The 24,201-nt window shown below is 64.4% G+C and carries 27 protein-coding genes; 17 read left to right on the top strand and 10 right to left on the bottom strand.

The genetic code is table 11. From position 1 onward, the window contains the following. Positions 1-21 precede the first annotated feature (21 nt). Together smpB and KMZ68_RS15720 are read left to right on the top strand one after the other, a co-directional pair. Complete coding sequence (smpB, locus tag KMZ68_RS15725) at positions 22-495, top strand: SsrA-binding protein SmpB (RefSeq protein WP_215606366.1); 474 nt, start codon at positions 22-24, stop codon at positions 493-495. A 140-nt stretch (positions 496-635) separates the two neighbouring features. Then, entirely contained in the window at positions 636-1,211 is a 576-nt protein-coding gene (locus KMZ68_RS15720; RefSeq protein WP_215612164.1) for a peroxiredoxin, read from the top strand. A gap of 136 nt (positions 1,212-1,347) precedes the next feature. On the opposite strand, the gene KMZ68_RS15715 is transcribed toward KMZ68_RS15720, so the two are convergent. Both KMZ68_RS15715 and KMZ68_RS15710 read right to left on the bottom strand, forming a co-directional pair. After that, positions 1,348-2,040 (bottom strand): uracil-DNA glycosylase, encoded by a 693-nt coding sequence (locus tag KMZ68_RS15715; protein WP_215612163.1) that lies wholly within the window; start codon positions 2,038-2,040, stop codon positions 1,348-1,350. Beyond that, the gene (locus tag KMZ68_RS15710) at positions 2,018-2,647 is read right to left on the bottom strand and encodes a LabA-like NYN domain-containing protein (RefSeq protein WP_215606369.1); all 630 of its coding nucleotides are present in this window, start codon (positions 2,645-2,647) and stop codon (positions 2,018-2,020) included. Before KMZ68_RS15710 ends, KMZ68_RS15715 begins: the two co-directional genes overlap by 23 nt. Before the next feature lie 347 nt (positions 2,648-2,994). Between KMZ68_RS15710 and rpoZ the strand changes: the two genes are divergently transcribed. The 9 genes from rpoZ (at position 2,995) to recO (ending at position 11,337) form a co-directional block, all read left to right on the top strand. After that, the gene (rpoZ, locus tag KMZ68_RS15705; RefSeq protein ID WP_024512695.1) at positions 2,995-3,387 is read left to right on the top strand and encodes a DNA-directed RNA polymerase subunit omega; all 393 of its coding nucleotides are present in this window, start codon (positions 2,995-2,997) and stop codon (positions 3,385-3,387) included. Positions 3,388-3,640: 253 nt separating this feature from the next. Continuing rightward, positions 3,641-5,941, top strand: a complete 2,301-nt coding sequence (locus tag KMZ68_RS15700) for a RelA/SpoT family protein (protein ID WP_215612162.1) — start codon at positions 3,641-3,643, stop codon at positions 5,939-5,941. Between the two features lie 127 nt (positions 5,942-6,068). Continuing rightward, positions 6,069-6,857 (top strand): pyridoxine 5'-phosphate synthase, encoded by a 789-nt coding sequence (locus KMZ68_RS15695; RefSeq protein ID WP_215612161.1) that lies wholly within the window; start codon positions 6,069-6,071, stop codon positions 6,855-6,857. After that, positions 6,854-7,273 carry a holo-ACP synthase gene (gene acpS / locus KMZ68_RS15690; RefSeq protein ID WP_215612160.1) on the top strand — a complete coding sequence of 140 codons (420 nt, stop codon included), beginning with the start codon at positions 6,854-6,856 and terminating at the stop codon, positions 7,271-7,273. Before KMZ68_RS15695 ends, acpS begins: the two co-directional genes overlap by 4 nt. 278 nt (positions 7,274-7,551) lie before the next feature. Then, the gene (gene lepB / locus KMZ68_RS15685) at positions 7,552-8,310 is read left to right on the top strand and encodes a signal peptidase I (protein WP_215612159.1); all 759 of its coding nucleotides are present in this window, start codon (positions 7,552-7,554) and stop codon (positions 8,308-8,310) included. 83 nt (positions 8,311-8,393) lie between these two features. Then, positions 8,394-9,125, top strand: coding sequence for a ribonuclease III (gene rnc / locus KMZ68_RS15680; RefSeq protein WP_249779372.1), 732 nt, complete (start codon positions 8,394-8,396; stop codon positions 9,123-9,125). After that, positions 9,115-10,044 (top strand): GTPase Era, encoded by a 930-nt coding sequence (gene era, locus KMZ68_RS15675; RefSeq protein WP_215612157.1) that lies wholly within the window; start codon positions 9,115-9,117, stop codon positions 10,042-10,044. Before rnc ends, era begins: the two co-directional genes overlap by 11 nt. Positions 10,045-10,055: 11 nt before the next feature. Beyond that, positions 10,056-10,436, top strand: a complete 381-nt coding sequence (locus KMZ68_RS15670; RefSeq protein WP_215612156.1) for a hypothetical protein — start codon at positions 10,056-10,058, stop codon at positions 10,434-10,436. Positions 10,437-10,578: 142 nt separating this feature from the next. Further along, the gene (gene recO / locus KMZ68_RS15665; protein WP_215616359.1) at positions 10,579-11,337 is read left to right on the top strand and encodes a DNA repair protein RecO; all 759 of its coding nucleotides are present in this window, start codon (positions 10,579-10,581) and stop codon (positions 11,335-11,337) included. 138 nt (positions 11,338-11,475) lie between these two features. On the opposite strand, the gene KMZ68_RS15660 is transcribed toward recO, so the two are convergent. After that, a complete protein-coding gene (locus KMZ68_RS15660; RefSeq protein WP_215612155.1) occupies positions 11,476-11,718 on the bottom strand; it encodes a toxin-antitoxin system YwqK family antitoxin in 243 nt (80 codons plus the stop codon). Between the two features lie 77 nt (positions 11,719-11,795). Here KMZ68_RS15660 and parC point away from each other — a divergent pair, with 77 nt between their 5' ends. Next, entirely contained in the window at positions 11,796-14,048 is a 2,253-nt protein-coding gene (gene parC / locus KMZ68_RS15655; protein WP_215612154.1) for a DNA topoisomerase IV subunit A, read from the top strand. Positions 14,049-14,181: 133 nt separating this feature from the next. Further along, entirely contained in the window at positions 14,182-15,111 is a 930-nt protein-coding gene (locus KMZ68_RS15650; protein ID WP_215612153.1) for a cation diffusion facilitator family transporter, read from the top strand. Between the two features lie 15 nt (positions 15,112-15,126). On the opposite strand, the gene chrA is transcribed toward KMZ68_RS15650, so the two are convergent. The 7 genes from chrA to KMZ68_RS15615 form a co-directional block, all read right to left on the bottom strand. Then, positions 15,127-16,521 (bottom strand): chromate efflux transporter, encoded by a 1,395-nt coding sequence (chrA, locus tag KMZ68_RS15645; protein WP_215612152.1) that lies wholly within the window; start codon positions 16,519-16,521, stop codon positions 15,127-15,129. Then, positions 16,518-17,336: a chromate resistance protein ChrB domain-containing protein gene (locus tag KMZ68_RS15640; protein WP_215612151.1), complete on the bottom strand. Its 819-nt coding sequence runs from the start codon at positions 17,334-17,336 to the stop codon at positions 16,518-16,520. Before KMZ68_RS15640 ends, chrA begins: the two co-directional genes overlap by 4 nt. Before the next feature lie 140 nt (positions 17,337-17,476). Further along, positions 17,477-18,208 carry a sulfite exporter TauE/SafE family protein gene (locus KMZ68_RS15635; RefSeq protein ID WP_215612150.1) on the bottom strand — a complete coding sequence of 244 codons (732 nt, stop codon included), beginning with the start codon at positions 18,206-18,208 and terminating at the stop codon, positions 17,477-17,479. 135 nt (positions 18,209-18,343) lie between these two features. Continuing rightward, positions 18,344-18,538 (bottom strand): hypothetical protein, encoded by a 195-nt coding sequence (locus KMZ68_RS15630; RefSeq protein WP_215606384.1) that lies wholly within the window; start codon positions 18,536-18,538, stop codon positions 18,344-18,346. Positions 18,539-18,596: 58 nt separating this feature from the next. Beyond that, positions 18,597-19,766: an MFS transporter gene (locus KMZ68_RS15625; RefSeq protein WP_215612149.1), complete on the bottom strand. Its 1,170-nt coding sequence runs from the start codon at positions 19,764-19,766 to the stop codon at positions 18,597-18,599. A gap of 154 nt (positions 19,767-19,920) precedes the next feature. After that, the gene (locus KMZ68_RS15620) at positions 19,921-21,282 is read right to left on the bottom strand and encodes an NAD(P)-binding domain-containing protein (protein WP_215612148.1); all 1,362 of its coding nucleotides are present in this window, start codon (positions 21,280-21,282) and stop codon (positions 19,921-19,923) included. Positions 21,283-21,330: 48 nt separating this feature from the next. Then, on the bottom strand, positions 21,331-21,648 hold the full coding sequence (locus KMZ68_RS15615) for an ArsR/SmtB family transcription factor (RefSeq protein WP_215612147.1): 318 nt from the start codon (positions 21,646-21,648) through the stop codon (positions 21,331-21,333). Between the two features lie 122 nt (positions 21,649-21,770). On the opposite strand from KMZ68_RS15615, the gene KMZ68_RS15610 reads away from it, so the two are divergent. Genes KMZ68_RS15610 through arsC form a run of 4 tightly spaced genes read left to right on the top strand, consistent with a single transcriptional unit; the run spans position 21,771 to position 24,121 of the window. After that, on the top strand, positions 21,771-22,133 hold the full coding sequence (locus KMZ68_RS15610) for an ArsR/SmtB family transcription factor (RefSeq protein ID WP_215612146.1): 363 nt from the start codon (positions 21,771-21,773) through the stop codon (positions 22,131-22,133). Beyond that, positions 22,126-22,653, top strand: a complete 528-nt coding sequence (locus tag KMZ68_RS15605) for an arsenate reductase ArsC (RefSeq protein WP_215612145.1) — start codon at positions 22,126-22,128, stop codon at positions 22,651-22,653. Before KMZ68_RS15610 ends, KMZ68_RS15605 begins: the two co-directional genes overlap by 8 nt. A gap of 5 nt (positions 22,654-22,658) precedes the next feature. Next, a complete protein-coding gene (gene arsB / locus KMZ68_RS15600; RefSeq protein ID WP_215612144.1) occupies positions 22,659-23,717 on the top strand; it encodes an ACR3 family arsenite efflux transporter in 1,059 nt (352 codons plus the stop codon). After that, positions 23,714-24,121: an arsenate reductase (glutaredoxin) gene (gene arsC / locus KMZ68_RS15595; protein ID WP_215612143.1), complete on the top strand. Its 408-nt coding sequence runs from the start codon at positions 23,714-23,716 to the stop codon at positions 24,119-24,121. The genes arsB and arsC overlap by 4 nt, the downstream gene beginning before the upstream one ends. Positions 24,122-24,201 lie beyond the last annotated feature (80 nt).

Raw genomic sequence — 24,201 nt, 5'->3', positions numbered from 1 at the left:
ATTACAAGGCATTTTTTCGTAATGGCCGAGAAGAACGAGCGGGCGATCAAGGTCGTCGCCGAAAATCGCAAGGCCCGGTTCAACTATGCCATCGAGGACACGGTTGAGACCGGCATTGCGCTGACCGGCACCGAGGTCAAGTCGCTCCGCAGCGGCAAGTCCACCATCGCGGAATCCTATGCGGACACCAAGGACGGCGAGATCTGGCTGATCAACGCCAATATTCCGGAATACCTGCAGGCCAACCGCTTCAACCACGAGCCGAAGCGGCCGCGCAAGCTGCTGCTGCACAGGAAGCAGATCAACAAGCTGATGGGTGCGGTCGACCGCGAAGGCATGACGCTGATTCCGCTGAAGCTCTATTTCAACGAACGTGGCCGCGCCAAGCTGCTGCTGGCGATCGCGAAGGGCAAGAAGCTGCACGACAAGCGCGAGAGCGAGAAGAAGCGCGACTGGAGCCGTGAGAAGGGCCGCCTGCTGCGGGCGCGGGGGTAGGGCAATTGCCTCATCCTGAGGAGCGCGCTCTTGCGCGCGTCTCGAAGGATGAGACAGCGGGACTTTCATGGTTTGAGACGGCGCGAGCGAGCGCCTCCTCACCATGAGGTTTGACAATGTTGGATGCCGAGGGAAGGGCGATGAATCAGAAGAACCTGCTCGAAGTCGACTGGAGCAAGATTCCGGCGCCGACCGACGACGGCGCGGCGGCGCATCTGGTGGGCATGACGATCCCGCCGCTCGGCCTGGTCGCGACCGACGATACCTCGGTGACGCTGTCGGCGTTGCCCGGACGCACCGTGGTGTTCGCCTATCCCAGGACCGGCGAGCCCGGCAAGATCAGCCTGGTCGACGACTGGGACATGATCCCGGGCGCCCGCGGCTGCACGCCGCAAACCTGTTCGTTTCGCGACCTGTTCGCGGAGCTGAAGGCGGCCGGCGCCAACCATGTGTTCGGCCTGTCGACGCAGGGCAACGCCTATCAGACCGAGATGGCCTCGCGGCTGCATCTGCCGTTTGCGGTGCTGTCGGACGAGAAGCTGGAGCTGACGCGGGCGCTGAACCTGCCGACCATGCAGGTGGCGGGCCTCACCCTGATCAAGCGGCTGGCGCTGGTGATCGACGACGCCCGCATCGCCCACGTGTTCTATCCGGTGTTTCCGCCCGACCGAAATGCCGGCGACGTGCTGGCGTGGCTCAAGCAAAATCGAGTTTGAGTCGTCGGGTGGGCAAAGCCAACGGGCGCGAATGCGCGCCCGATGACAGGCTCCGCGTGCCCACCATAGTCGACGTAGAGGCCGGTGAATTAAAATGGTGGGCACGGCGCAAGCGCGCCTTTGCCCACCCTACAAATCAGCCATCCAAATCCGCCCTGACTTTCGCGAACACGCTGCGGAACATGTCCGGCGTCAGCACCCGCGTATTGGTGTTGTAGCGCGAGCAATGATAGCTGTCGTAAAGCTTCACGCTGCGTCCTTGATGGATCGCGCCGTGCGCGAACGGCGCCGCTGCGGCGCGAAGCTCCAGCACCTTCAGCATCGAGTCGTGCGCGACGCGGCCGAGCGCCACGATCGCGCGCAGTTTCGGCATCGCCAGAAGCGTCGCCGACAGAAATTGCCGGCAGGTGTTGATCTCCAGCGGCAGCGGCTTGTTCTGCGGCGGCACGCAGCGCACCGCGTTGCTGATTCGGCAATCCACCAGGGTCAGCCCGTCGTCGGGCCGGGCCTGATAGACGCCTTTGGCAAAACCATATTCGAGCAGCGTCGCGTAGAGCAGATCGCCGGCATAGTCGCCGGTGAAGGGACGCCCGGTGCGATTGGCGCCCTGCAGGCCCGGTGCGAGGCCGACGATCAACAGCCGCCCGTCGGGATCGCCGAATGAGGGCACCGGCGAATTGAACCATTTCGGCTCGCGCGCGCGCGCCTCCTCGCGGAAGCTCTTGAGCCTCGGACAGAGCGGGCAATCACGGTCGGGTTCGGTGCGCAGCAGGGCGGGCAGCGTCACGCCGCGCGCCGGCTCATTCTCAATCGTCGAAATCTTCGTCATCGCCTCTCGGCGCCATGGTGGTCGCGCGCTGCAGGAATTGCGGCGCGTGATGGCGCGGCTCGCGCGGAGCCGGGCGTTCGGAGGGATCGCGGCCGAGCTTGGATTGCAGCTCCACCAGGTCGGTGAAGACGTCGGCCTGGCGGCGCAGCTCATCGGCGATCATCGGCGGCTGGCTCGAAATCGTCGAGATCACGGTGACGCGGACGCCGCGGCGTTGCACCGCCTCGACCAGCGAGCGGAAATCGCCGTCGCCGGAAAACAGCACGATCTGGTCGACATGCTCGGCGAGTTCCATCGCATCGACCGCGAGCTCGATATCCATGTTGCCCTTGACCTTGCGGCGGCCGCTGGCGTCGATGAATTCCTTGGTCGCCTTGGTGACCACCGTGTAGCCATTGTAGTCGAGCCAGTCGATCAGGGGGCGGATCGATGAGTATTCCTGATCCTCGATGATCGCGGTGTAGTAGAACGCGCGCAGCAGCGTACCGCGGCTCTGGAATTCCTTGAGAAGGCGCTTGTAATCAATGTCGAAGCCGAGCGTCTTGGCGGTTGCGTAGAGGTTGGCGCCATCGATGAAGAGCGCGATCTTGTTGGAAGCAGGTGACATCAATGGTTTCTCACGTTGTTGTTACATTCTTGGCGCAGCGGCAACTGGCCGCGCATTTCCAGCATATGCTGCCTAAAGTTCGGTGAATTTGGCCCCGACAAACACCACCGCAAATGTGGTGTAGCAAGGGCGAAAAGACCACTACTTTTGACGCCGCAATGAAGCGATTTCTTGTCCTGGACGGCAATTTGCCACGTCTGGACGGTCCGGGCCCCCCGGCCCATGGGAGGGGTTACCAGAGCCCAGCGGGAAGGCAAATCACAAATTGGCCTTGCGGAAAGCCCTCGGGACCTATAATTACCCCGGCATAATCAACATATTCGTCCCACCTAACGGAGCGACAGTCGATGGCGCGCGTCACCGTAGAAGACTGCATTGATAAGGTCGACAACAGGTTCGATCTGGTTCTGTTGGCGGCACATCGCGCCCGGATGATTTCGTCCGGGTCACAACTTACGGTTGATCGCGACAACGACAAAAATCCGGTGGTTTCTCTGCGCGAAATCGCGGACTCGACGATTTCCCCCGAGGATTTGCGGGAAGAGCTTGTTCATTCCCTGCAGAAATTCGTCGAAGTCGATGAGCCGGAGCCCGATACCGTACCCCTGATTGGGTCGGCCGGAGCCAGCGTCGACGCCGACGACACCGAGGTCGCCGTCGAGCGGATGACCGAGGAAGAGCTGCTGAAGGGCCTCGAAGGCCTCGCGCCGCCGGAAGAGCAGCCCGAAGAGGACGAATAGCCGGGCCCCGGTCACCGCCGAACCCGCCTGATTTTGCCAAAGGCCCGGACATTTGTCCGGGCCTTTGCTTTTATTGACATTTTTGTGGTTACGATGCGTCGTAACGGGTGCAGCCGAATGCTGCTTTCCAGGTTCCCCGAAACCGAACATTTACCCGTCCGAACGGGTGATGCTTCGACCGAGAACACACTAGGTTATGTCGTGAAGCGGGCCACGTCCGAGCTCCGCACATGAAGGCACAAGGCACTGATCGATGGCGTATTGGCGCCGCAATCCAAGGCAGATGCAGGCTGCGACCGAATCGGTCGCCGTGGCGCCGTCCTCGCCTGTTCCGGCGCCCGCCAGGCCCGCCAAGTCGCCGCGCTCCGGCATGATGCGGCAATACGATCTGGTCGAGCGCGTCAGGTCGTACAATCCGGACACCAACGAAGACCTGCTCAACCGCGCCTATGTCTACGCCATGAAGGCGCATGGCACGCAAACCCGCGCCTCCGGCGATCCCTATTTCTCGCATCCGCTCGAGGTCGCAGCGATCCTCACCGATCTCAAGCTCGATGACGCCACCATCGTGGCGGCGCTGCTGCACGACACCATCGAGGATACCGAGGCCACCCGCGCCGAAATCGATCACATCTTCGGACACGAGATCGGCGCCCTGGTGGAGGGGCTCACCAAGCTGAAGCGGCTCGAACTGGTGTCGCGCGAGGCCAAGCAGGCCGAGAACCTGCGCAAGCTGTTGCTGGCGATCGCCGATGACGTACGCGTTCTCCTGATCAAGCTCGCCGACCGCCTGCACAACATGCGCACGCTGGAATTCGTGCCGCCCGCCTCGCGCCGCCGGATCGCCGAAGAGACGCTCGATATCTATGCGCCGCTGGCCGGCCGCATGGGCATGCAGGAGATGCGGGAGGAACTCGAAGACCTTTCGTTCCGCATGCTCGATCCGGAAGCCTACGCGGTGGTGACGCAGCGGCTGGATTCGCTGGAGGAGCGCAACCGCAACCTGATCGGCGAAATCGAAAGCCAGCTCACCAAGAACCTGCAGAACAACGGCATGGCGGCGCACGTCTACGGCCGGCGCAAGCGGCCGTTTTCGATCTGGACCAAGATGGAGCGCAAGTCGGTCGGCTTCGAGCAATTGTCCGACATCTTCGGGTTCCGCGTCGTGCTCGACAGCGTCGAGGCCTGCTACCGCGCGCTTGGCGTGGTGCACACCACCTGGCCGGTGGTGCCCGGCCGCTTCAAGGACTACATCTCGACGCCGAAGCAGAATGACTACCGCTCGATCCACACCACCGTGATCGGTCCCGGCAACCAGCGCGTCGAACTGCAGATCCGGACCGAGGAGATGGACCAGATCGCGGAACTCGGCATCGCCGCGCATGCCTTCTACAAGGACGGCGTCGGCTCGCCGACCGAACTCCTGAAGCGCGAATCCAACGCCTTCGCCTGGCTGCGCCATACCATCCAGATATTGTCCGACAGCGCCAACCCGGAAGAGTTCCTCGAGCATACCAAGCTCGAGCTGTTTCACGACCAGGTGTTCTGCTTTACGCCCAAGGGCAAGCTGATCGCGCTGCCGCGTCATGCCAATGTGATCGACTTCGCCTATGCGGTGCATACCGACGTCGGCAACAGCGCGGTGGGCTGCAAGATCAACGGCAAGTTCGCACCGCTGGCGTCCGAGCTGCAGAACGGTGACGAGGTCGAGGTGCTGACCTCGGAAGCGCAGGCGGCGCCGCCGTCGGCCTGGGAATCGCTCGCGGTCACCGGCAAGGCGAGGGCCGCGATCCGCCGCGCCACGCGCACCGCGGTGCGCGATCAGTATGCCGGCCTCGGCCGCCGCATCGTCGAGCGGCTGTTCGCGCGCGCCAAGATCGACTACGCCGACGACAAGCTCAAGGGCGCGCTGCCGCGGCTGGCGCGGGCCTCGATCGACGACGTGATGGCGTCGGTCGGGCGCGGCGAGATGAAAGCCTCCGACGTCGCGCGCGCGATGTATCCCGACTACAAGGAAGAACGCATCGGGCGGTTCGGCGCCAAGAGGAGTCTTGCGGTCAAGCTGAAGCTGAAATCGCCGCCGGACCCGGCGCGCAGCCCGTCCGCCATTCCGATCCGCGGCATCAATTCCGATCTGCCGGTGAAGTTCGCGCCGAACGGCGGCGCGGTGCCGGGCGACCGCATCGTCGGGATCGTGACGCCGGGGGAGGGCATCACGATCTACCCGATCCAGTCGCCGGCGCTGAAGGATTTCGAGGAGGAGCCTGAGCGCTGGCTCGACGTGCGCTGGGATGTCGACGAGACCACGCCGCAGCGCTTCCCGGCGCGGATCAGGGTCGACAACGTCAACGAGCCCGGAAGCCTCGCCCAGGTCGCCACCGTGATCGCCGAGCACGACGGCAATATCGACAACATCAGCATGCACAGGCGCTCGCCCGATTTCACAGAGCTCACCATCGATCTCGAGGTCTATGACCTGAAGCATCTCAGCGCTATTATCGCCCAGTTGCGCGCCAAGGCCGTGGTCGCCCGGGTCGACCGCGTCAATGGATAGTACAGTTCGTCATTGCCGGGCTTGACCCGGCAATTCATTCTTTTCAAGAAGATGGATGCGCGGGTCGGAGCCTGCGCATGACAAGCCAGTCTCTCTCTCGTTCTCAAGTTTTGCCGCGAGTCCGTAAATGCCCCAACCTCCTCCGCTGCGTCTCGGCGTCAATGTCGATCACGTCGCCACACTGCGCAACGCGCGGGGCGGCGAGCGGCCCGATCCGGTGCGCGCGGCGCTGGCCGCGATCGCGGCGGGCGCCGACGGCATTACCGCGCATTTGCGTGAGGACCGCCGTCACATCCGCGACGACGACATGGCGCGGCTCAAGGCGGAGATTTCGAAACCGCTGAATTTCGAGATGGCGGCGACCGCGGACATGCTGAAGATCGCGCTGGCGACCAGGCCGCATGCGGTGTGCCTGGTGCCCGAGCGCCGCGAAGAACTCACCACCGAGGGCGGCCTCGACGTGGTCGGCCAGCACAACACGCTTAAGCCCTTCATCGCCCGGCTGAACGACTCCGGCATCCGGGTGTCGCTGTTCATCGCCGCCGATCCCGCCCAGATCGAAATGGCGGCCAGGCTGAGGGCGCCCGTGATCGAGATCCACACCGGCGCATGGTGCGACGCCGTGGTCGACGGCCACGCGGCAACGGCGAAAGCCGAATGGCAGCGCATCGTCGCCGGGGCGGCGCTGGCGCGCGCGGCCGGCCTCGAAGTCCATGCCGGCCACGGCCTCGATTACGAGACCGCGGAGAGGATCGCCGGCCTGCCCGAAATCATGGAGCTGAACATCGGCTACTACATGATCGGGGAGGCGCTGTTCGTCGGGCTCGCCGAGACCGTGCGGACTATGCGGGCCGCGATGGACCGCGGCCGCAAGAATCTCGAGAGCCGCGATCTGGCGCGCCAGGGCAAGGCATGATCATCGGCATCGGCTCCGATCTGATCGACATTCGCCGGGTGGCCAAGGTCATCGAGCGCCACGGCGACCGCTTTCTCGACCGCGTCTTCACCGAGGCCGAGCGCGCCAGGGCCGGTCGCCGCGCCAAGAGCGAAAAGATGGTGGTGGCGACCTATGCCAAGCGGTTTGCCGCCAAGGAGGCCTGTTCCAAGGCGCTGGGCACCGGCATCCGGCGGGGCGTCTGGTGGCGCGACATGGGGGTGGTGAACCTGCCGGGGGGACGGCCGACCATGCAGCTGACCGGCGGGGCGCTGGCTCGGCTCGAGGCGCTGACGCCCGAGGGCTATGATGCCCGGATCGACCTCTCGATCACCGACGACTGGCCGCTGGCGCAGGCCTTCGTCATAATTTCGGCGGTCAATCCGGGCAAAGCCTGACGCGCGGGGCGGCGGTATTGGCCGATCTCGGGCCAAACTAAAAATCGACGTTATCTCAAAGGATTAGCAAGTTTTGATGCGGCCGTTGATTGCGCGGCTGCGAACAACCGTCTAAAACGCCCGCAGGGAACATCGAACCAGGGCGAGTTCAGGTTTGCGCCGGAATTCGCTCTCAATATCAGTATCAAGACCATTTTCTTGACGCGAAACGAAAGCGATTCGCGTGAGGAAAATGCTCTGCCACCGCGCGGTGAATCGCGACGGGAATTGGGAAAGCGATGAGCGTGACATCCGGGACAAAAACTGAAAGCGGCTTGGGTGAAACCATCCGCGTGGTCATCCATGCCCTGCTGATCGCGCTCGTGATCCGCACCTTCCTGTTCCAGCCCTTCAATATCCCGTCGGGATCGATGAAGGCGACGCTGCTGGTCGGCGATTACCTGTTCGTCTCGAAATATTCCTACGGCTACAGCCACTATTCGATCCCGTTGTCGCCGCCGCTGTTCTCGGGGCGCATCTTCGGATCCGAGCCGGCGCGCGGCGATATCGTGGTGTTCCGCCTGCCAAAGGACGATTCCACCGACTACATCAAGCGCGTGATCGGGTTGCCCGGCGACCGCATCCAGATGAAGGAGGGGCTGCTCTACATCAATGAGAAGCCGGTCAAGCGCGAGCGCCTCAGCGACTTCATCGGCGAGGATCCCTGCGGGTCCGACGCCACCGCGCGGGTGAAGCGCTGGAGGGAGACGCTGCCGAACGGAGTCACCTATGAGTCGCTGGATTGCGTCGACAACGGTTTCTACGACAACACCACTCTCTACACGGTGCCGCCCGGCCACTTCTTCATGATGGGCGACAACCGCGACAATTCCACCGACAGCCGGGTGCTGTCGGCCGTCGGCTATGTACCGTTCGAGAATATCGTCGGCCGGGCGCAGATGATCTTCTTCTCCATTGCCGAAGGCGAACACGCCTGGATGTTCTGGCGTTGGCCCACCGCGGTGCGCTGGAATCGCATATTCTCCATCGTGCGATGAACGACGAATCACCTGATCTCCAGACATCATCCGCAACCGGCGACGCACGGTCCCAGCCTGGCGCCGGGGGTGAAGTCGCAGCGGTGAAGAAGAAGCGCAGCAAGATCAGCGCCAAGGCCGCCACGGCGGCGATCGAGGCGCGGATCGGACATAAATTCGCCGACGCCGAACTGCTGGCCACCGCCTTCACCCACGTTTCCGCGCTGAAATCCTCGCGCAAGCGCGGCGACAGCTACCAGCGGCTCGAATTTCTCGGCGATCACGTGCTCGGACTCGTTGTCTCCGACATGCTGTACCGCGCCTTTCCCAATGCCGACGAGGGCGAACTGTCGAAGCGGCTCGCCGATCTCGTCCGCAAGGAAAGTTGTGCCGATGTCGCAAAATCGCTCGGGTTGATCGACGACATCAAGTTGGGGGCGGTCGGCGCCGGCGCTGGCGCGCGCTTGCGCAAATCGGTGCTCGGCGACATCTGCGAAGCGGTGATCGGGGCGATCTTTCTCGACGGCGGCTACAATGCAGCGGCGCAATTCGTCGAGCGCAACTGGACCGAGCGGATGCGCAAGCCGCGGCGGCCGCTGCGCGATCCCAAGACCGTGCTGCAGGAATGGGCGCAGGGCAAGGGACTGCCGACGCCGGTTTATCGCGAGATCGAGCGCACCGGGCCGCATCACGATCCGCAGTTCCGCGTTGCCGTGGATCTGCCCGGCCTCGCGTCGGCCGAAGGCGTCGGCGGCAGCAAGCGCGCCGCCGAAAAGGTCGCGGCCTCCGTGATGATCGAGCGCGAGGGCGTCGGCGGCGGGAACAATGATGGCTGAAACCCCTGAAAATGCCGCCCCGGTGGCTACCCGCTGCGGCTTCGTTGCGCTGATCGGCGCCCCCAATGTCGGCAAGTCCACGCTGGTCAATGCGCTGGTCGGTTCCAAGGTCACGATCGTCTCGCGCAAGGTGCAGACCACCCGCGCGCTGATTCGCGGCATCGTGATCGACAACAACGCCCAGATCATCCTGGTCGATACGCCCGGCATCTTCGCACCGAAGCGGCGGCTCGACCGCGCCATGGTATCGACCGCATGGGTCGGGGCGCATGACGCCGACCTGGTCTGCGTGCTGCTCGACGCCAAGGCCGGGATCGACGAGGAGGCCGAGGCGATCTTCGCCAAGCTCGCGATCGTCAGTCATCCCAAGATCCTGGTCATCAACAAGGTCGACATCGTCTCCAAGGAAAAGCTGTTGAAGCTGGCGCAGGCCGCCAACGAGCGGCTGAAGTTTGCAGAGACTTTCATGGTTTCGGCCATGACCGGCGACGGCGTCGACGATCTGCGCCACAAGCTGGCCGCGATGGTGCCGCCGGGACCTTACCATTACCCGGAAGACCAGATGTCGGACGCGCCGATGCGGCATCTGGCGGCGGAAATCACCCGCGAGAAGATTTTCCGGCAGCTGCATCAGGAGTTGCCGTATCAGTCCACCGTCGAGACCGACACCTGGACCGAGCGCAAGGACAAGTCGATCCGCATCGAGCAGACGATCTTTGTCGAGCGCGAAAGCCAGCGCAAGATCGTGCTCGGTAAGGGCGGCGCCACCATCAAGTCGATCGGTGCGGACGCGCGCAAAGAGATATCCGAGATCGTCGGCGTTCCCGTGCACCTGTTCCTGTTCGTCAAGGTGCGCGAGAACTGGGGCGACGATCCCAACCGCTACCGCGAAATGGGACTAGAATTCCCCAAGGAATAGCCGGCGTCCCGATGACCGTACCCAGAAACGTCCTGTGGTTCGAAGTGCTGCTTTATGTGTCGCTGATGCTCGACACGCTGTCGGTGGCGTTTGCGGAACGGACGCCGAGCGCGCAGATGACGGAATCGATGATCATGGTCGCGACCCTGATGGCGGCCGGCCTGATCCTGCTTCTGGTCTATTTCGTCTGGCTCGCCGCGCGGCGGCAAAAGAACTGGCCGCGCTGGGCGCTGGCCACGGCTTTGGTGCTGTCGGTGATCTCGCTGGTGCAGATCGTCGGCGAAAGGGGCGTCGGGTTTGACAGCGGCATCGAAATCGTGTCCTGCGCGCTGACGGCGGCCGGCCTGTATTTTTCCTTCACCGGCGACGCGGTGGGCTGGTTCAACGCGTGAGTGATCTACGTTCGTCATTCCGGGATGGTGCGTAAGCACCATCCCGGAATCTCGAGATTCCGGGTTCGATACTTCGCATCGCCCCGGAATGACGGCGGTGAGGTTGCTGCGTCCCACGCCGGAATCCTGTACACTCCGCCCCATGGAATGGACCGACGAAGGCATCGTGCTGGGGGTGCGGCGGCATGGCGAATCCAGCGCCATCGTCGAACTGCTGACACGCGGCCACGGCCGCCACCTCGGCCTGGTGCGCGGCGGCGCCGGAAAGCGGATGCGGCCGATGCTGCAGCCCGGCAACAGCGTCACTGCGGTGTGGCGGGCGCGGCTCGACGAGCATCTCGGCTATTACGTCCTCGAGGGCACGCGGCTGCGCGCGGCCACCGTGCTGGCGTCGTCGCACGCGACTTACGGCGTGACCCATCTGGCCTCGCTGGCGCGGCTGCTGCCGGAGCGCGATCCGCATCAGGACATCTACGAGATGCTGGAACGCACGCTGGACGATTTCGACGACATCGGCGAGGCTGCGGTGCAGCTGATCAAATTCGAACTGGCGATGCTGGCCGAGCTCGGCTTCGGGCTCGATCTGGAGAATTGCGCCGCCACCGGCGAGACCTCGGACCTTGTTTACGTGTCGCCGAAGTCCGGCGGCGCGGTGTCGCGGCGGGCCGGCGATCCCTGGCGCGACCGGCTGTTGCGGCTGCCGGCGTTTTTGCGCGAAGGCGGCGGTGGGGAGAACGGCTGGTCGGACCAGGACCTGCAGGACGGCTTTGCGCTCACTGGCCTGTTCCTGCTCCGCCACGTGCTGGAGCCGCGCGGGCAGGGCCATTCCGACGCCCGCGACGGGTTTATCAACGCGGTGAGGAAGTATCGGGCTCAGGCAGAAGCCGCGTCACTAGACTAGCGGGGCCTCATGGTTCGAGACGCGCGAAGACGCGCTCCTCACCATGAGGGACTGAGACCTCATTCTGAGGAGCATCGCGAAGCGATGCGTCTCGAAGGATGCATCTGAGGTGGAAATGGCTCTAGCCCGCGCCGAACGTCAGACCTGCTTCTTTTTCGGTTTGATGGTGGTCACCTTGTAGACGGCACCGGTCTTGTCGTAGGTCGTCCATTCTCCGGTTTGCTCACCTTCTGAAAAGGTGCCGGACCGCATCCGTACACCGTCCCTGCGGAACCATTCCCAATAACCGGTGGGGACGCCGCCGACGGTTTGTCCGCGCGCCCAGATGCTGCCGTCCCTGTGATACTGAAGATGTGGCTCGGGCTTGGGTCTTTTCGCCATCAAAACCTTCCCGCGAGGGCGCAAGGGAACATGATTCATTTCTTGCCCGATTCGCCTCAAAAGTTTAACCCGTCCCCATGGGAAAACGACTGATTCCGCCTGAACCGGCTGAGATCCACGAGGTCATGCTGCGCGACGCGCTCGAGGAGCGCTACCTCGCTTACGCGCTCTCGACCATCATGCACCGTGCGCTGCCGGATGCCCGCGACGGGCTGAAACCGGTGCACCGGCGCATCCTCTACGGCATGCGGCTGTTGCGGCTCGACCCCGGCACGCCGTTCAAGAAATCCGCCAAGATCGTCGGCGACGTGATGGGCTCGTTCCATCCGCATGGCGATCAATCGATCTACGACGCGCTGGTGCGCCTCGCACAGGATTTCTCCTCGCGCTATCCGCTGGTCGACGGCCAGGGCAATTTCGGCAATATCGACGGCGATAATCCGGCCGCCTACCGCTACACCGAAGCCCGCATGACCGAGGTCGCGCGGCTCCTGCTCGAAGGCATCGACGAGGACGGCGTCGAGTTCCGCGCCAACTACGACGGCCAGTCGAAAGAGCCGGTCGTGCTGCCCGGCGGCTTCCCGAACCTGCTCGCCAACGGCGCGCAGGGCATCGCGGTCGGCATGGCGACCTCGATCCCGCCGCACAATGCGGCCGAGCTCTGCGATGCCGCACTTCATCTGATCGACAAGCCCGACGCCAAGTCCAAATCGCTCCTGAAATGGGTCAAGGGCCCGGACTTCCCGACCGGCGGCATCATCGTCGATTCCAAGGAGAGCATCGCGGAAGCCTATATGACCGGGCGCGGCTCGTTCCGCACCCGCGCCAAATGGGTCCAGGAAGAGGGCGCCCGCGGCACCTGGGTCGTGGTGATCACGGAAATTCCCTGGCTGGTGCAGAAGTCGCGGCTGGTGGAAAAAATCGCCGAGCTGCTCAACGAAAAGAAGCTGCCGCTGGTCGGCGACGTCCGCGACGAATCCGCCGAGGACATCCGCCTCGTGATCGAGCCGAAATCCCGCGCGGTCGATCCCGAACTGCTGATGGAATCGCTGTTCAAGCTGACCGAGCTGGAGAGCCGGATTCCCCTGAACCTCAACGTGCTGGTGAAGGGCCGCATCCCCAAGGTGCTTGGGCTGGCCGAATGCCTGCGCGAATGGCTCGACCATCTGCGCGACGTGCTGCTGCGCCGCTCCAACTTCCGCAAGGAACAGATCGAACACCGGCTGGAGGTGCTCGGCGGTTACCTGATCGCGTATCTGAACATCGACAAGGTGATCAAGATCATCCGTACCGAGGATGAGCCGAAGCCGGCGCTGATCAAGGCGTTCAAGCTCACCGAAATCCAGGCCGACGCCATCCTCAACATGCGGCTGCGCAGTTTGCGCAAGCTCGAGGAATTCGAGATCCGCACCGAGGACAAGAATCTTCGCGCCGAATTGAAGGGCATCAAGGCGATGCTCGGCTCTGAAGCCGAGCAGTGGTCCAGGATCGGCGAGCAGGTCCGCAAGGTTCGCGACATCTTCGGGCCGAAGACGCCGCTCGGCAAGCGCCGCACCCAATTCGCCGATGCGCCCGAGCACGATCTTGCCGCGATCGAGGAAGCCTTTGTCGAGCGCGAGCCGGTCACAGTCGTCGTTTCCGAGAAGGGCTGGGTCCGCACGCTCAAGGGCCACGTCGCCGATCTCTCGGGGTTGACCTTCAAGACCGACGACAAACTCGGTCAGGCGTTCTTCGCCGAGACCACGTCGAAGCTCCTGTTGTTCGCCACCAACGGCAAATTCTATTCGCTCGACGTCGCCAAACTGCCGGGCGGGCGCGGCCATGGCGAGCCGATCCGGATGTTCATCGACATGGATCAGGACGCCGCGATCGTGTCGCTGTTCGTCAACAAGGGCGGCCGCAAATTCCTGATCGCGAGCCTGGAGGGGCAGGGATTTGTCGTCAACGAAGACGATTGCGTCGGCAATACCCGCAAGGGCAAGCAGGTGCTGAACGTCGAGATGCCGAACGAAGCCTGCGCGATCGCGACCGTCGCCGGCGACACCGTCGCGGTGATCGGCACCAACCACAAGATGGTGGTGTTCCCGCTCGACCAGGTGCCGGAGATGGCGCGCGGCCGCGGCGTGCGCTTACAGAAATACACCAGCGCCTCGCTGTCGGATGTCGCCACGTTCGAGTCGAAAGCCGGTCTCACCTGGAAGGATTCGGCCGGGCGCGACCAGAGCCTGAGCTGGAAGGAACTGTCCGACTGGCGCGGCAACCGCGCCGACGCCGGCCGCCTCGCGCATGGCCTGCCGAAGTCGAACAAGTTCAATCGCGGCGTGGAGTGATTTCCTGGTCGTGCCTGCGTTCGTTCGCAGGGACGATGAATGGGATCGCCTCCGTAATAGTATTCGCCATTTCGCCTGCGCTATAATCGCATCAGCCGTACCAAGCGGCTCCGCAACGGTTATCGCGAGCGCCATGGCCCACCACGATCACGACCATTCCCACGGGCACGATCATGCCGCGCATTCCCACGCGCCCGATCATTTCGGATTCGCGTTCGCGGCTGGCATTGCGCTCAACACCGCCTTCGTCGCGGCGGAGCTGGTGTTCGGGTACGCCGCGAACTCGCTGGCGCTGATCTCGGACGCGGTTCACAATTTTTCCGACGTGATCGCGCTCATGCTGGCATGGGCGGCGGGCTGGCTCGCGCGCCGGCGGCCGACGCCGCAGCACACCTACGGTTACCGGCGCGCCTCGATCCTCGCCGCGCTGGTCAATGCCGGGCTGCTGCTGATCGCGGTCGGCGCCATTGCGGTGGAGGCCGTCGACCGGATCAGGGAGCCCGCCGAGGTGGCGGGGCGGACCGTGGTTTGGGTTGCTGCGCTCGGCATCGTCGTGAACGGCGCCACCGCGCTGTTGTTCATGCGCGGCCGTCATGGCGACCTCAACATCCGCGGCGCCTTCCTGCACATGGCGGCGGATGCCGGCGTTTCCCTTGGCGTGGTGGTGGCGGCCTTCGCGATCATGCTGACGGGGTGGCTGTGGATCGATCCCGCGATCAGCCTCGTCATCGCAGCCGTGGTGCTGGCGAGCGGCTGGGGGCTGGCCCGCGACAGCGTCAATCTCGCGCTGGACGGCGTGCCCAAGGGCATCGAACTGGCTGACGTGAAGGATTATCTCGGCCGGCTCGAAGGCGTCACCGAAGTGCACGATCTCCACGTCTGGGCGATGAGCACCAACGAAACCGCGCTGACCGCGCATCTGGTGCGTCCCGGCGGCTACGACGATGAATTCCTGCATCATGTCTGCGCGGAACTTTCGCACCGCTTCAACATCCACCACGCTACGCTGCAGATCGAGGCCGGCAGCGATGTCTGCAAGCTGGCGCCGGCGGAGGTCGTTTAGTCTAGCCCGGCGCGCTCAAATTATTCCCGCCAGCCGCAGCAGCACCCCTGCGGCGCAGGAGCCTGCCAGCACCGTCAGCATGCCCAGGTTGAAGCGGAAGATCGCGGTCGCAGCCGCGATCGCCAGGACCAGCGCGGCAAGGTCGACGCTCGACCACACCGGCCTGTCGAACGAGAGCCCGAGCGAACGAACCGGCAAGGTCTCGCGGAACACCGTGTGCAGCGCGAACCAGATCGACAGATTGAGGATCACGCCGACCACGGCCGCCGTGATCGCGCCGAGCGCGCCGGCCAGTCCCTTGTTGCCCCTGAGTGTCTCGACATAGGGCGCGCCGAGAAAGATCCAGAGGAAGCAGGGCGTAAACGTGACCCAGGTCGCCAGCAAGCCGCCGAGCGTGCCGGCTAGCATCGGCGACAGCGTGCCGGGGTCGCGGAAGGCGGCCATGAAGCCAACGAACTGCAGCACCATGATCAGCGGGCCCGGCGTGGTCTCGGCCATGCCGAGACCGTCCAGCATCTCGCGCGGCTGCAGCCAGTGATAGTGCTCGACCGCCTGCTGCGCGACATAGGCCAGCACCGCATAGGCGCCGCCGAACGTCACCAAGGCCATCTTGCTGAAGAACAGGGCGATCTGGCTGAACACATTGGCCTGGCCGAACGTGATCAGCAGGGCTGCGACCGGCACCAGCCACAGCAATAGCCAGACCGTGCTGACCTTCAGCGCGCGCGAAATGCTGGGGCGGACATGGTCGGGCAATTGCTCGCCGAGCATGCTGTCGACGGCGGCTCCATTCGTGCCGCCGCCGTGCCCGACCGCGGCGAATTCGCTCCGTCCTGCTTTGGCGCCGGCATATCCGATCAAGCCGGCGGCGATGATGATGGCCGGGAACGGCACGTCGAAAAAGAAAATCGCGATGAAGGCGATCGCCGCGAGCGCAATCATGATCCGGTTGCGCAGCGCGCGTTTTCCCACCCGGAATACGGCCTGGATCACGATCGCCAGCACCGCGGCCTTCAGCCCGAAGAACAGCGCCTCGACCATGCCGACCTTGCCGAAGAGGGCGTAAACATAGCTCAGCCCCATGATGGCGATGATGCCGGGAAGGATGAACAGGCCGCCGGCCATGATGCCGCCGGCAGTGCGGTGCAGGAGCCAGCCGATATAGGTCGCCAGCTGCTGCGCCTCGGGGCCGGGCAGCAGCATGCAGTAGTTCAGCGCATGCAGGAACCGGCTTTCCGAAATCCAGTTCTTTTCCTCGACCAGGATACGGTGCATCACCGCGATCTGCCCGGCCGGGCCGCCGAAGCTCAGCACCGCCACCCGTACCCAGACCCGAAAGGCCTCGCCGAAGCTGATGCCGTGACCGGCATCAGCTTCGGCGGTCTTCTCATTCGTTGCGATATCGATCACGGCTTCGCCTTGTTGGTGGGCCAGTTATGGGTTTCGCCCGATGCGTCCCGGCACCAGCGATAAAAGGCGTCGTAGAGCACGATGCCGGCCTCGAGCTGTGCGAGGTCGTCATCATACATCCGCGACAGCCCGAGCGAAGCCGCCAGCAGTCCCGGCGCTTCCGGCGAAAGATCGAGCCGGCCGGTGTCGGCGGCGCGCACCATCGTCGCCAGCCGCAGCATCGGCGGCGTCGACAGCCCGAACTCCTCGACCATCACGTCGAACGTGCAGAGTTCGCCGCGATGGCTCCAGAACACGTTCTCGATGTCGAAGGGGACGGCGTTGAAGCGCTCGCCGACCGCGACCACCTCGGAAGGTGCCACGAACAGGAACACCGCATTGGGATCGACGAACCTGCGGATCAGCCAGGGACAGGCGATGCGGTCGATCTTCGGCCGCGCGCGGGTGACCCAGACGGTGCGCCCCTGCGCATCGCGTGCGGGGAGCTTTGCGTTGGGCACCAGCGGCAGCTTGGCAGCCTTCCAGCCCTCGAAGCCGCCCTCCAGCGCCTCGGCTTCGACATGGAGATGCCTGAGCCAAGCCGCAGTGCCCTGGGCGAGCTTCTGGCCGCGCAGGCAGACCACGACGGCCGACCGCCCGGCGAACTCTTCGCCCCAGTCGGCGGCCTCCTGATGGTTGCGCCGCACGGAGCCGGGAAGCAGCCGCGGATCAGCGGCAAAGTCTTCGTCGGTGCGAACGTCGATCAGGGCAGGGGTGTTCGCCGTGCCGATCAGCCGTGAAAGTTTGTCTGATGATATGGTTGTGAATAATGACATGGTTGCGCCCTCGTGAGAGATACGGGACGCGATACTTGGGCATGTCGCCTCGTGGGGAGATCGCAAAATCCCCATAAGCTGCCAAATAAGCGAACCGGCGCGGGCTGTCAATGCGCTCGCCGGCTCGCTGTCGGGCAATTCTAGATGATCAGAAACACTCCCGACGCCAGCAGGAGCACCAGCACGACCTTGCGGAACGCTGCCTCGTCGAGGCGGCCGAACAGTTTCAGGCCAAGCCAGGTGCCGGCGAGCAAAGCGGGCAGACCCACCAAAAACAATTTGATGGAGTCCGGCGTGATCGCGCCCTTGGCGCCGATCCACAGCGCACTCATCAGGAAGGTGGCGACGGCCACCGGCTGGAACACCGTGCGCTGCACGTCCTTGGGCCAGCCGCGCAGCCCGCACCAGATGGTGACGAGGATTCCGGCCAGTCCCGTGATGCCGCCGAGCACGCCGTTGAGGAAACCGGCGCCGGCATCGGTCGCGGCGCCGCCCGCCTTGACCGGCGCAATCGCGGGACGCAACAGCGCATAGAGGCTGTAGAGAACGAGAAACGCGCCGACGCCTGCGCGGACATGCGCCGGATTGGCCCAGGTCAGGATGTTGACGCCGACGGGGACGCCGAGCGCTGCGCCGAGCACGAACGGCCAGAGTTTGGTCCAGTCCAGGCTCATGCGCAGTTTCCAGACCGCGTAGCCCTGCACGATCAGGCCGAACGCGATGATCAGGGTGGCGGTCTGCAGGGGAGTGAGGATGTAGAGCCAGATCGAGGCTGCGACCAGCCCGAAGGCGAAGCCGGAGAGGCCCGCGACAAAAGCGCCGGCGAAGGTCGCGACAACAAACAGCGGAAGTTCGAGGGATAATCCATCCATGTGCTCGCTCCAAAGAAGGGCGAGCAGCGCTTGAATGGGACCACCATTTCATGGGGAGGCTGCGATGTCCCCGGCGTCAGGCTACGCCAGTGGCACTCGCGGCTGCAAGGGCTCTCATTGCGGTTCCCTAGCGTATCAGTTTCGCGGGGCGGATACCGGTGGTGGCGGCGCTATGCCTACGGCCTTCTTCGGCTTCAGCGTACCCATATAGAACGACAGCCCGGCTACCAGGAACAGAGCGACGAGATACACCGCATAGGCTTGCGGCGGCGTGATCGCCCAGCGCACAAGTCCCTTGATGCCGGTTGTCGGCTCAGAGTCGTTTGTCATGTGGTGGTTTTGCTTGAAACGGCGCGCGATGGGAAGGGCGAAATGCGGTTCGCCCGGCTCAAGACTGCGGCGTGACGCCTCGCGACCAATAGAGCGCCACCGGACCCAATAAAATACCCGCCGCCAGGACCGAGAACGCGGCCATCCATGCATTAGCGCTCGACGGCCCGCCGGCGAGGTCGAGCGCGACGCCGACGCCCCATGCGCCAAGCGCCGACAGGCTGAAGCCGACCGTCGAATGCGCGGCCAGGGTCGCGCCGCGATAATCCGGGTGCGCCGCCATTGACATGCCTGATGTCAGTGCGCCGGAGTCTGCCGGCACGGTGATCGCGTAGGCCAGCAGAAGGGGCAGCAGGAACCACGGCGATTTGTCGGCAAACACGCCGATCAGCAGCGCCACGATGGCGGAGGCGAACATCACGATGGTGATCGCGCGATGACGGCCGACCCGAAACGCGAATTCGTTGCCGAGAATGCTGGCGGGCATCGCGAGCAGGGAAAAGATCACGCTGACCACGATCGGCGTCAGAACGGAGGTCTCCGAATTCTTCATCGCGACGAAGGTCCAGAACGCCACCACCCAGGTCCGGATGCCGTAAAGCTCGAAGCAGTGCGCGCCATAGCCGAGCACGAACCCCATCGCTCTGGTGTTGCGGAACACCGGCGCGAAATCCAAAAGGCGCCCCTGCACAGGTTTGGGCGCGACCGGCCGCAACAACAGGCAGACCGCGAGCATCACGACCGGGCCGAGCGCCGTCACGAAGAATGCGCTACGCCAGCCAAGACTGTCCGCGACCAGCTGCGAAACCAGAAACGACAGGCCGACTCCGAAGGAGAAGCTGGAAGTGTAGAGCGTGATGGCGCGGGAGGAATCGCCCGGCGCGAGGCGGTCGGTCAGCGCCTTGAGGCCGGGCATATAGGCGCCCGCAAATCCGACGCCCGCGAGGGCGTTGAACAGCGCGCCCGACCACAGGCCCGTGGCAAACAGGCCGAACAGCAGCGTGCCGAGCGCGCTCAGCGCCGAGCCCGCGATCAGGATCTTGCGGGCATCGATGCGGTCGGTCAGCGTCGCCAGCACCGGCACGGCCAGCATGTAGCCGGCAGCACCCGAACCCGCCAGCAGGCCGGCCTGCGCGCCGCTCAGATGCCATTCCGGAATCAGGAAGGCGGCGAGAATCGACGGCACCACGACGTGCGGAAGCAGGCTGCCGAGCTGCCCCACACACATCGCGACGATGACGGATCGGCCCTCGAGCGAAATTCTGCTAACCTCCCGCGAATTGATAGCCTTTGGTTCTGATGGAATCAGAACCGAAGGCTATCAATCCCCATTTGACGCGTTTTCTTCACGCGAACCGGTAGCCACTTCGCTCGAAAACGCTTTAGGATGCGTAGCCGCACCCCGTCTTGCCTTGTTGCCTGGCATTTGCATCGGCGGCGCAACAGGCGTCAACCTCCGATAATGCAGGCCCGCCGCAGCAATTACCGCCATCTGGCGCAGCGGAGCGATTGCAGACGCCGGTCTCCGGCAGCACCAGTTCGACGCGCGCGGCGGCCTTATGGTCGCCGGCGATATCGGCGGCGATCGAGCGCACCTGCTCGTAGCCCGTAAGCATCAGGAAGGTCGGCGCGCGCCCGTAGGACTTCATGCCGGCGAAATAGAAGCCGGGTTCCGGTTGCGCCAGTTCGCGCGCACCGTGCGGCCGCACGGTGCCGCAGCTGTGCTCGTTCGGATCGATCAGCGGCGCCAGCGCGACCGGGCACTCGATCGCGGGATCGATCTGGATGCGGAGCTCGCGCACGAAATCCAGATCCGGCCGGAAGCCCGTCGCCACGACCAGTTCGTCGACCACGACCTGACGGCCGCAGCAGGCGGAGCCGGCGCCGACGGTGAGGCGAGGCCCGTTTGCGAGATGCGAAACGCGGAATTCGCTCTCGACCTGGATCCGGCCCGCCGCCACCAGCGAGGCGAAGGCCGCGCCAAGCGCGCCGCGGGCGGCGAGCTTGTCGTTCGCGCCGCCGCCGAAGGCCTTCGCTGGATCATTGCCGCGCAGCAGCCAGACCGGTTTGGTTTCCGGCACCTCGGTCGCGAGCGTTGCGAGATCGGTGAGCGTGCCGATCGCCGAGTGGCCGGCGCCGAGAACCGCGACGGTCTTGCCGGCATAGCGCGCGCGATCCCTGCCCAGTACATCAGGCATTCCGTACGCGATCCTGTCTGTTGCCTGCGCTTCGCCGATCGCGCGCAAGCCGTTGGCGCCCGCCGGGTTCGGCGAATGCCAGGTGCCGGAAGCGTCGATCACGGCGTCGGCCCGCACGCTCTTGGGACCCAGGCCGTTCTGATAGCGGATCTCGAACGGCGCGGATTCGCGGCCCCTGGTCTTGAGCTTGTCGAAGCCGACGCGGCTGATGTCGGTGACGCGGCTCGAAGTATAGATGTGACTCGCAAGCGCGGTCTTGGCCGCGAGCGGCTCGAGATAGCGCTCGACCAGTTCGGCGCCGGTCGGATATTGACCGGGCTCGGGAGAATTCCACCCGGTTGGCGCCAGCAGCCGCGCCGCGGCGCGGTCGATATTGTATTCCCACGGCGAGAACATCTGGACGTGGCCCCACTGCCGCATTGCGTGGCCGACCTGGCTGCCGGATTCCAGCACGATCGGCATCAGCCCGCGCTCCAGAACATGCGCAGCTGCGGCAAGACCAACCGGGCCGGCTCCGATGATCGCGACCGTCTTGGCTTCACTCATGTTGTTCTCCCATTAAACCGGAAATTTCGAAATAGATGCCGCAACAAACTATGCCGCGGTCTTGGTGTCCTTGCTTTCGCTGGTCTCGGTGCAGCATTCGGCGACCAGAAAATCCACCAGCCCCCGCATGACTTCGTAGTTGGCGTGGCAGATCAGCGTGGTTGCCTCGCGCACCTGCGTGACCAGCCCCACCACCACCAGCGCCTTGATGTGGTGGGAGAGGGTGGAGGGCGCGATCTTCAGCCTGTCCTGCAGGCGGCCGACCGGCATGCCGACAGCGCCCGCGCGAATGAGGGTGCGGTAAATCTTCAGCCGCGTGGGGTTGCCCAGGGCTTCGAGATGCGCGGCGGCGTCGTCGAGTTTCATGAGCGCAGAATTTCAGACGGCGGGAGCATTGTCAACGATATTTCTAGTATGATCGAAATAGCGGGATGCCCGGACGCGGAACGAAACTTGACAAGGCGCCTTATATCCATAAGTCTGGATATATGGAATCAGATGACGCCATTCTCGGCCTCGCGGCGCTGGCGCAGGCGACCCGGCTCGATGTGTTCAGGCTGCTGGTGCAGCACGAGCCGGAGGGGCTTGCGGCCGGCGATATCGCACGCGCGCTGGCGGTGCCGCAAAACACCATGTCGTCGCATCTTGGCGTGCTGTCGCGTGCCGGGCTGGTGACGGCGCAGCGGCACAGCCGCAGCATCGTCTACCGCGCCGATCTCGCCCGCTTTCGTGCCGTGATGCTGTTCATGCTGCGCGATTGCTGCGACGGACGCCCCGAAATCTGCGCGCCGCTGATCGAAGACCTCACGCCGTGCTGTTCGCCGAAGACGAGGAGGAAAGCTCATGTCTGATCGGGTCTACAACGTTCTCTTCCTTTGCACCGGAAATACCGCCCGCTCGATCCTGGCAGAGTCGATCCTGCGCAAGGACGACCGCCGCCACTTCCGCGCCTTCTCCGCCGGCAGCCAGCCGAAGGGCACGGTGAATCCCTTTGCGATCAAGGTTCTCAACAGCCTCGATTATCCCACCGACGATCTGCGCTCCAAGAGTTGGGAGGAGTTTGCCGGTCCCGGTGCGCCGGTGATGGATTTCGTTTTCACGGTTTGCGACAACGCCGCCGGCGAGGCTTGTCCAATATGGCCGGGCCAGCCGATGACCGCGCATTGGGGAATCGAGGACCCGGCCGCGGTCGAGGGTACCGACATCGAGAAGGAAGCAGCGTTCGTTGCCGCGTTCCGCTATCTCAAGAACCGCATCGACACATTTACAAGCCTGCCGTTGGCAAGCATCGACCGCCTGTCGCTCGGGACCAGGCTGCGCGATATCGGCAGGGGAGAGGGCGCCACCACGTTGCGCCCGGATGTGGCGTAACCGAAATGAACCTGTTCGAACGTTATCTGTCGCTGTGGGTGGCGCTGTGCATCGTTGCGGGCGTCGCGCTCGGGCATCTCTTGCCGGGTCTGTTCGCAACCATCGCCAGCGCCGAGGTCGCTCGGGTCAATCTGCCGGTGGCCGCGCTGGTCTGGTTGATGATCATTCCGATGCTGCTGAAGATCGACTTCGGCGCGCTCGGCCAGGTACGCGAGCACTGGCGCGGCGTCGGCGTCACGCTGTTCATCAACTGGGCGGTAAAGCCTTTCTCGATGGCGCTCCTGGGCTCGCTGTTCATCGGCCACCTGTTCGCGCCGTTGTTGCCGTCGGCGCAGATTCCATCCTATATCGCCGGGCTCATCCTGCTGGCGGCGGCGCCGTGCACGGCGATGGTGTTCGTGTGGTCGAACCTGTGCGAGGGCGAGCCGCATTACACCTTGAGCCAGGTCGCGCTTAACGACCTCATCATGGTGTTTGCGTTCGCGCCGTTGGTCGGCCTGCTGCTCGGCGTCGCCTCTATCACGGTGCCTTGGGCGACCCTGCTGATTTCGGTGCTGCTGTATATTGTGGTGCCCGTGATCGTCGCGCAGGCGTGGCGGCGTGCGCTGCTCGCCAGCGGGCCGGCGGCGCTGGCGCGGACCCAGCATGTGCTGCAGCCGGTGTCGCTGGTCGCGCTCCTGACCACGCTGGTTCTGCTGTTCGGTTTCCAGGGCGAACAAATCATCGCGCAGCCGCTGGTGATCGTGCTCCTGGCAGTGCCGATCGTGATCCAGGTCTATCTCAATGCCGGGCTGGCCTACTGGCTGAGCCGGCGTTTCGGCGTGGCCTGGTGCGTTGCCGCCCCTGCGGCCTTGATTGGCGCCAGTAACTTCTTCGAACTCGCGGTCGCCGCCGCCATCAGCCTGTTCGGCCTCAATTCCGGCGCGGCGCTGGCGACCGTGGTCGGCGTGCTGGTCGAGGTTCCCGTGATGCTCTCGGTGGTCTATCTGGTGAAGGCGTCGCGCGGCTGGTACGAGGCGGGTGCCGGAGCCGCCGAGGCGGTCAACAAGGAGGCACGGACATGACCGTCACGATCTATCACAATCCGGCCTGCGGCACCTCGCGCAACACGCTGGCGATGATCCGGCAGAGCGGCGAGCAGCCCGAGGTCATCGAGTACCTGAAGAATCCGCCGGATCGCGCCCGGCTGATCGAACTGATCAAGGCGATGGGAGTTCCAGTCCGGGCGCTGTTGCGCGAGAAGGGAACGCCCTACGCGGAACTCGGGCTCGCCGATCCCAAATGGAGCGACGACGAGCTGATCGATTTCATGCTGGCCCATCCGATCCTGATCAACCGGCCGATCGTGGTGACGCCGAAAGGCACAAGGCTGTGCCGGCCGTCGGAGGCGGTGCTCGATCTGCTCGACCATCCCGTCGGCTCGTTCGTGAAGGAGGACGGCGAAGTCGTCGCATCCGCGAAGCCGTAAGAGCTCGCCGGCCTTTCGTCCGCCGAATAGCGCTATCTCGCGATCTGAGGCGTCAGTCCCGCGGCTCCCGTCGCCTGCCG

Origin of the sequence: Bradyrhizobium sediminis, from assembly GCF_018736105.1 — a bacterium.
GTDB lineage: Bacteria > Pseudomonadota > Alphaproteobacteria > Rhizobiales > Xanthobacteraceae > Bradyrhizobium.
The sequence above is the reverse complement of the archived record's forward strand: the minus strand, read 5'-3'. Positions and strand labels throughout refer to the sequence as shown.

Bases quoted from the DNA above. Each gene is read 5' to 3' on its own strand.
- KMZ68_RS15615 (WP_215612147.1), bottom strand. From the start codon at position 21,648: ATGAAACTCGACGACGCCGCCGCGCATCTCGAAGCCCTGGGCAACCCC.
- recO (WP_215616359.1), top strand. From the start codon at position 10,579: ATGGAATGGACCGACGAAGGCATCGTGCTGGGGGTGCGGCGGCATGGC.
- KMZ68_RS15625 (WP_215612149.1), bottom strand. From the start codon at position 19,766: ATGTGTGTGGGGCAGCTCGGCAGCCTGCTTCCGCACGTCGTGGTGCCG.
- KMZ68_RS15670 (WP_215612156.1), top strand. From the start codon at position 10,056: ATGACCGTACCCAGAAACGTCCTGTGGTTCGAAGTGCTGCTTTATGTG.
- KMZ68_RS15710 (WP_215606369.1), bottom strand. From the start codon at position 2,647: ATGTCACCTGCTTCCAACAAGATCGCGCTCTTCATCGATGGCGCCAAC.
- acpS (WP_215612160.1), top strand. From the start codon at position 6,854: ATGATCATCGGCATCGGCTCCGATCTGATCGACATTCGCCGGGTGGCC.
- KMZ68_RS15700 (WP_215612162.1), top strand. From the start codon at position 3,641: ATGGCGTATTGGCGCCGCAATCCAAGGCAGATGCAGGCTGCGACCGAA.
- arsB (WP_215612144.1), top strand. From the start codon at position 22,659: ATGAACCTGTTCGAACGTTATCTGTCGCTGTGGGTGGCGCTGTGCATC.
- KMZ68_RS15610 (WP_215612146.1), top strand. From the start codon at position 21,771: ATGGAATCAGATGACGCCATTCTCGGCCTCGCGGCGCTGGCGCAGGCG.
- KMZ68_RS15635 (WP_215612150.1), bottom strand. From the start codon at position 18,208: ATGGATGGATTATCCCTCGAACTTCCGCTGTTTGTTGTCGCGACCTTC.
- era (WP_215612157.1), top strand. From the start codon at position 9,115: ATGATGGCTGAAACCCCTGAAAATGCCGCCCCGGTGGCTACCCGCTGC.
- KMZ68_RS15715 (WP_215612163.1), bottom strand. From the start codon at position 2,040: ATGACGAAGATTTCGACGATTGAGAATGAGCCGGCGCGCGGCGTGACG.
- parC (WP_215612154.1), top strand. From the start codon at position 11,796: ATGGGAAAACGACTGATTCCGCCTGAACCGGCTGAGATCCACGAGGTC.
- KMZ68_RS15620 (WP_215612148.1), bottom strand. From the start codon at position 21,282: ATGAGTGAAGCCAAGACGGTCGCGATCATCGGAGCCGGCCCGGTTGGT.
- KMZ68_RS15630 (WP_215606384.1), bottom strand. From the start codon at position 18,538: ATGACAAACGACTCTGAGCCGACAACCGGCATCAAGGGACTTGTGCGC.
- lepB (WP_215612159.1), top strand. From the start codon at position 7,552: ATGAGCGTGACATCCGGGACAAAAACTGAAAGCGGCTTGGGTGAAACC.
- smpB (WP_215606366.1), top strand. From the start codon at position 22: ATGGCCGAGAAGAACGAGCGGGCGATCAAGGTCGTCGCCGAAAATCGC.
- KMZ68_RS15650 (WP_215612153.1), top strand. From the start codon at position 14,182: ATGGCCCACCACGATCACGACCATTCCCACGGGCACGATCATGCCGCG.
- KMZ68_RS15605 (WP_215612145.1), top strand. From the start codon at position 22,126: ATGTCTGATCGGGTCTACAACGTTCTCTTCCTTTGCACCGGAAATACC.
- KMZ68_RS15640 (WP_215612151.1), bottom strand. From the start codon at position 17,336: ATGTCATTATTCACAACCATATCATCAGACAAACTTTCACGGCTGATC.
- arsC (WP_215612143.1), top strand. From the start codon at position 23,714: ATGACCGTCACGATCTATCACAATCCGGCCTGCGGCACCTCGCGCAAC.
- rpoZ (WP_024512695.1), top strand. From the start codon at position 2,995: ATGGCGCGCGTCACCGTAGAAGACTGCATTGATAAGGTCGACAACAGG.
- KMZ68_RS15695 (WP_215612161.1), top strand. From the start codon at position 6,069: ATGCCCCAACCTCCTCCGCTGCGTCTCGGCGTCAATGTCGATCACGTC.
- KMZ68_RS15660 (WP_215612155.1), bottom strand. From the start codon at position 11,718: ATGGCGAAAAGACCCAAGCCCGAGCCACATCTTCAGTATCACAGGGAC.
- KMZ68_RS15720 (WP_215612164.1), top strand. From the start codon at position 636: ATGAATCAGAAGAACCTGCTCGAAGTCGACTGGAGCAAGATTCCGGCG.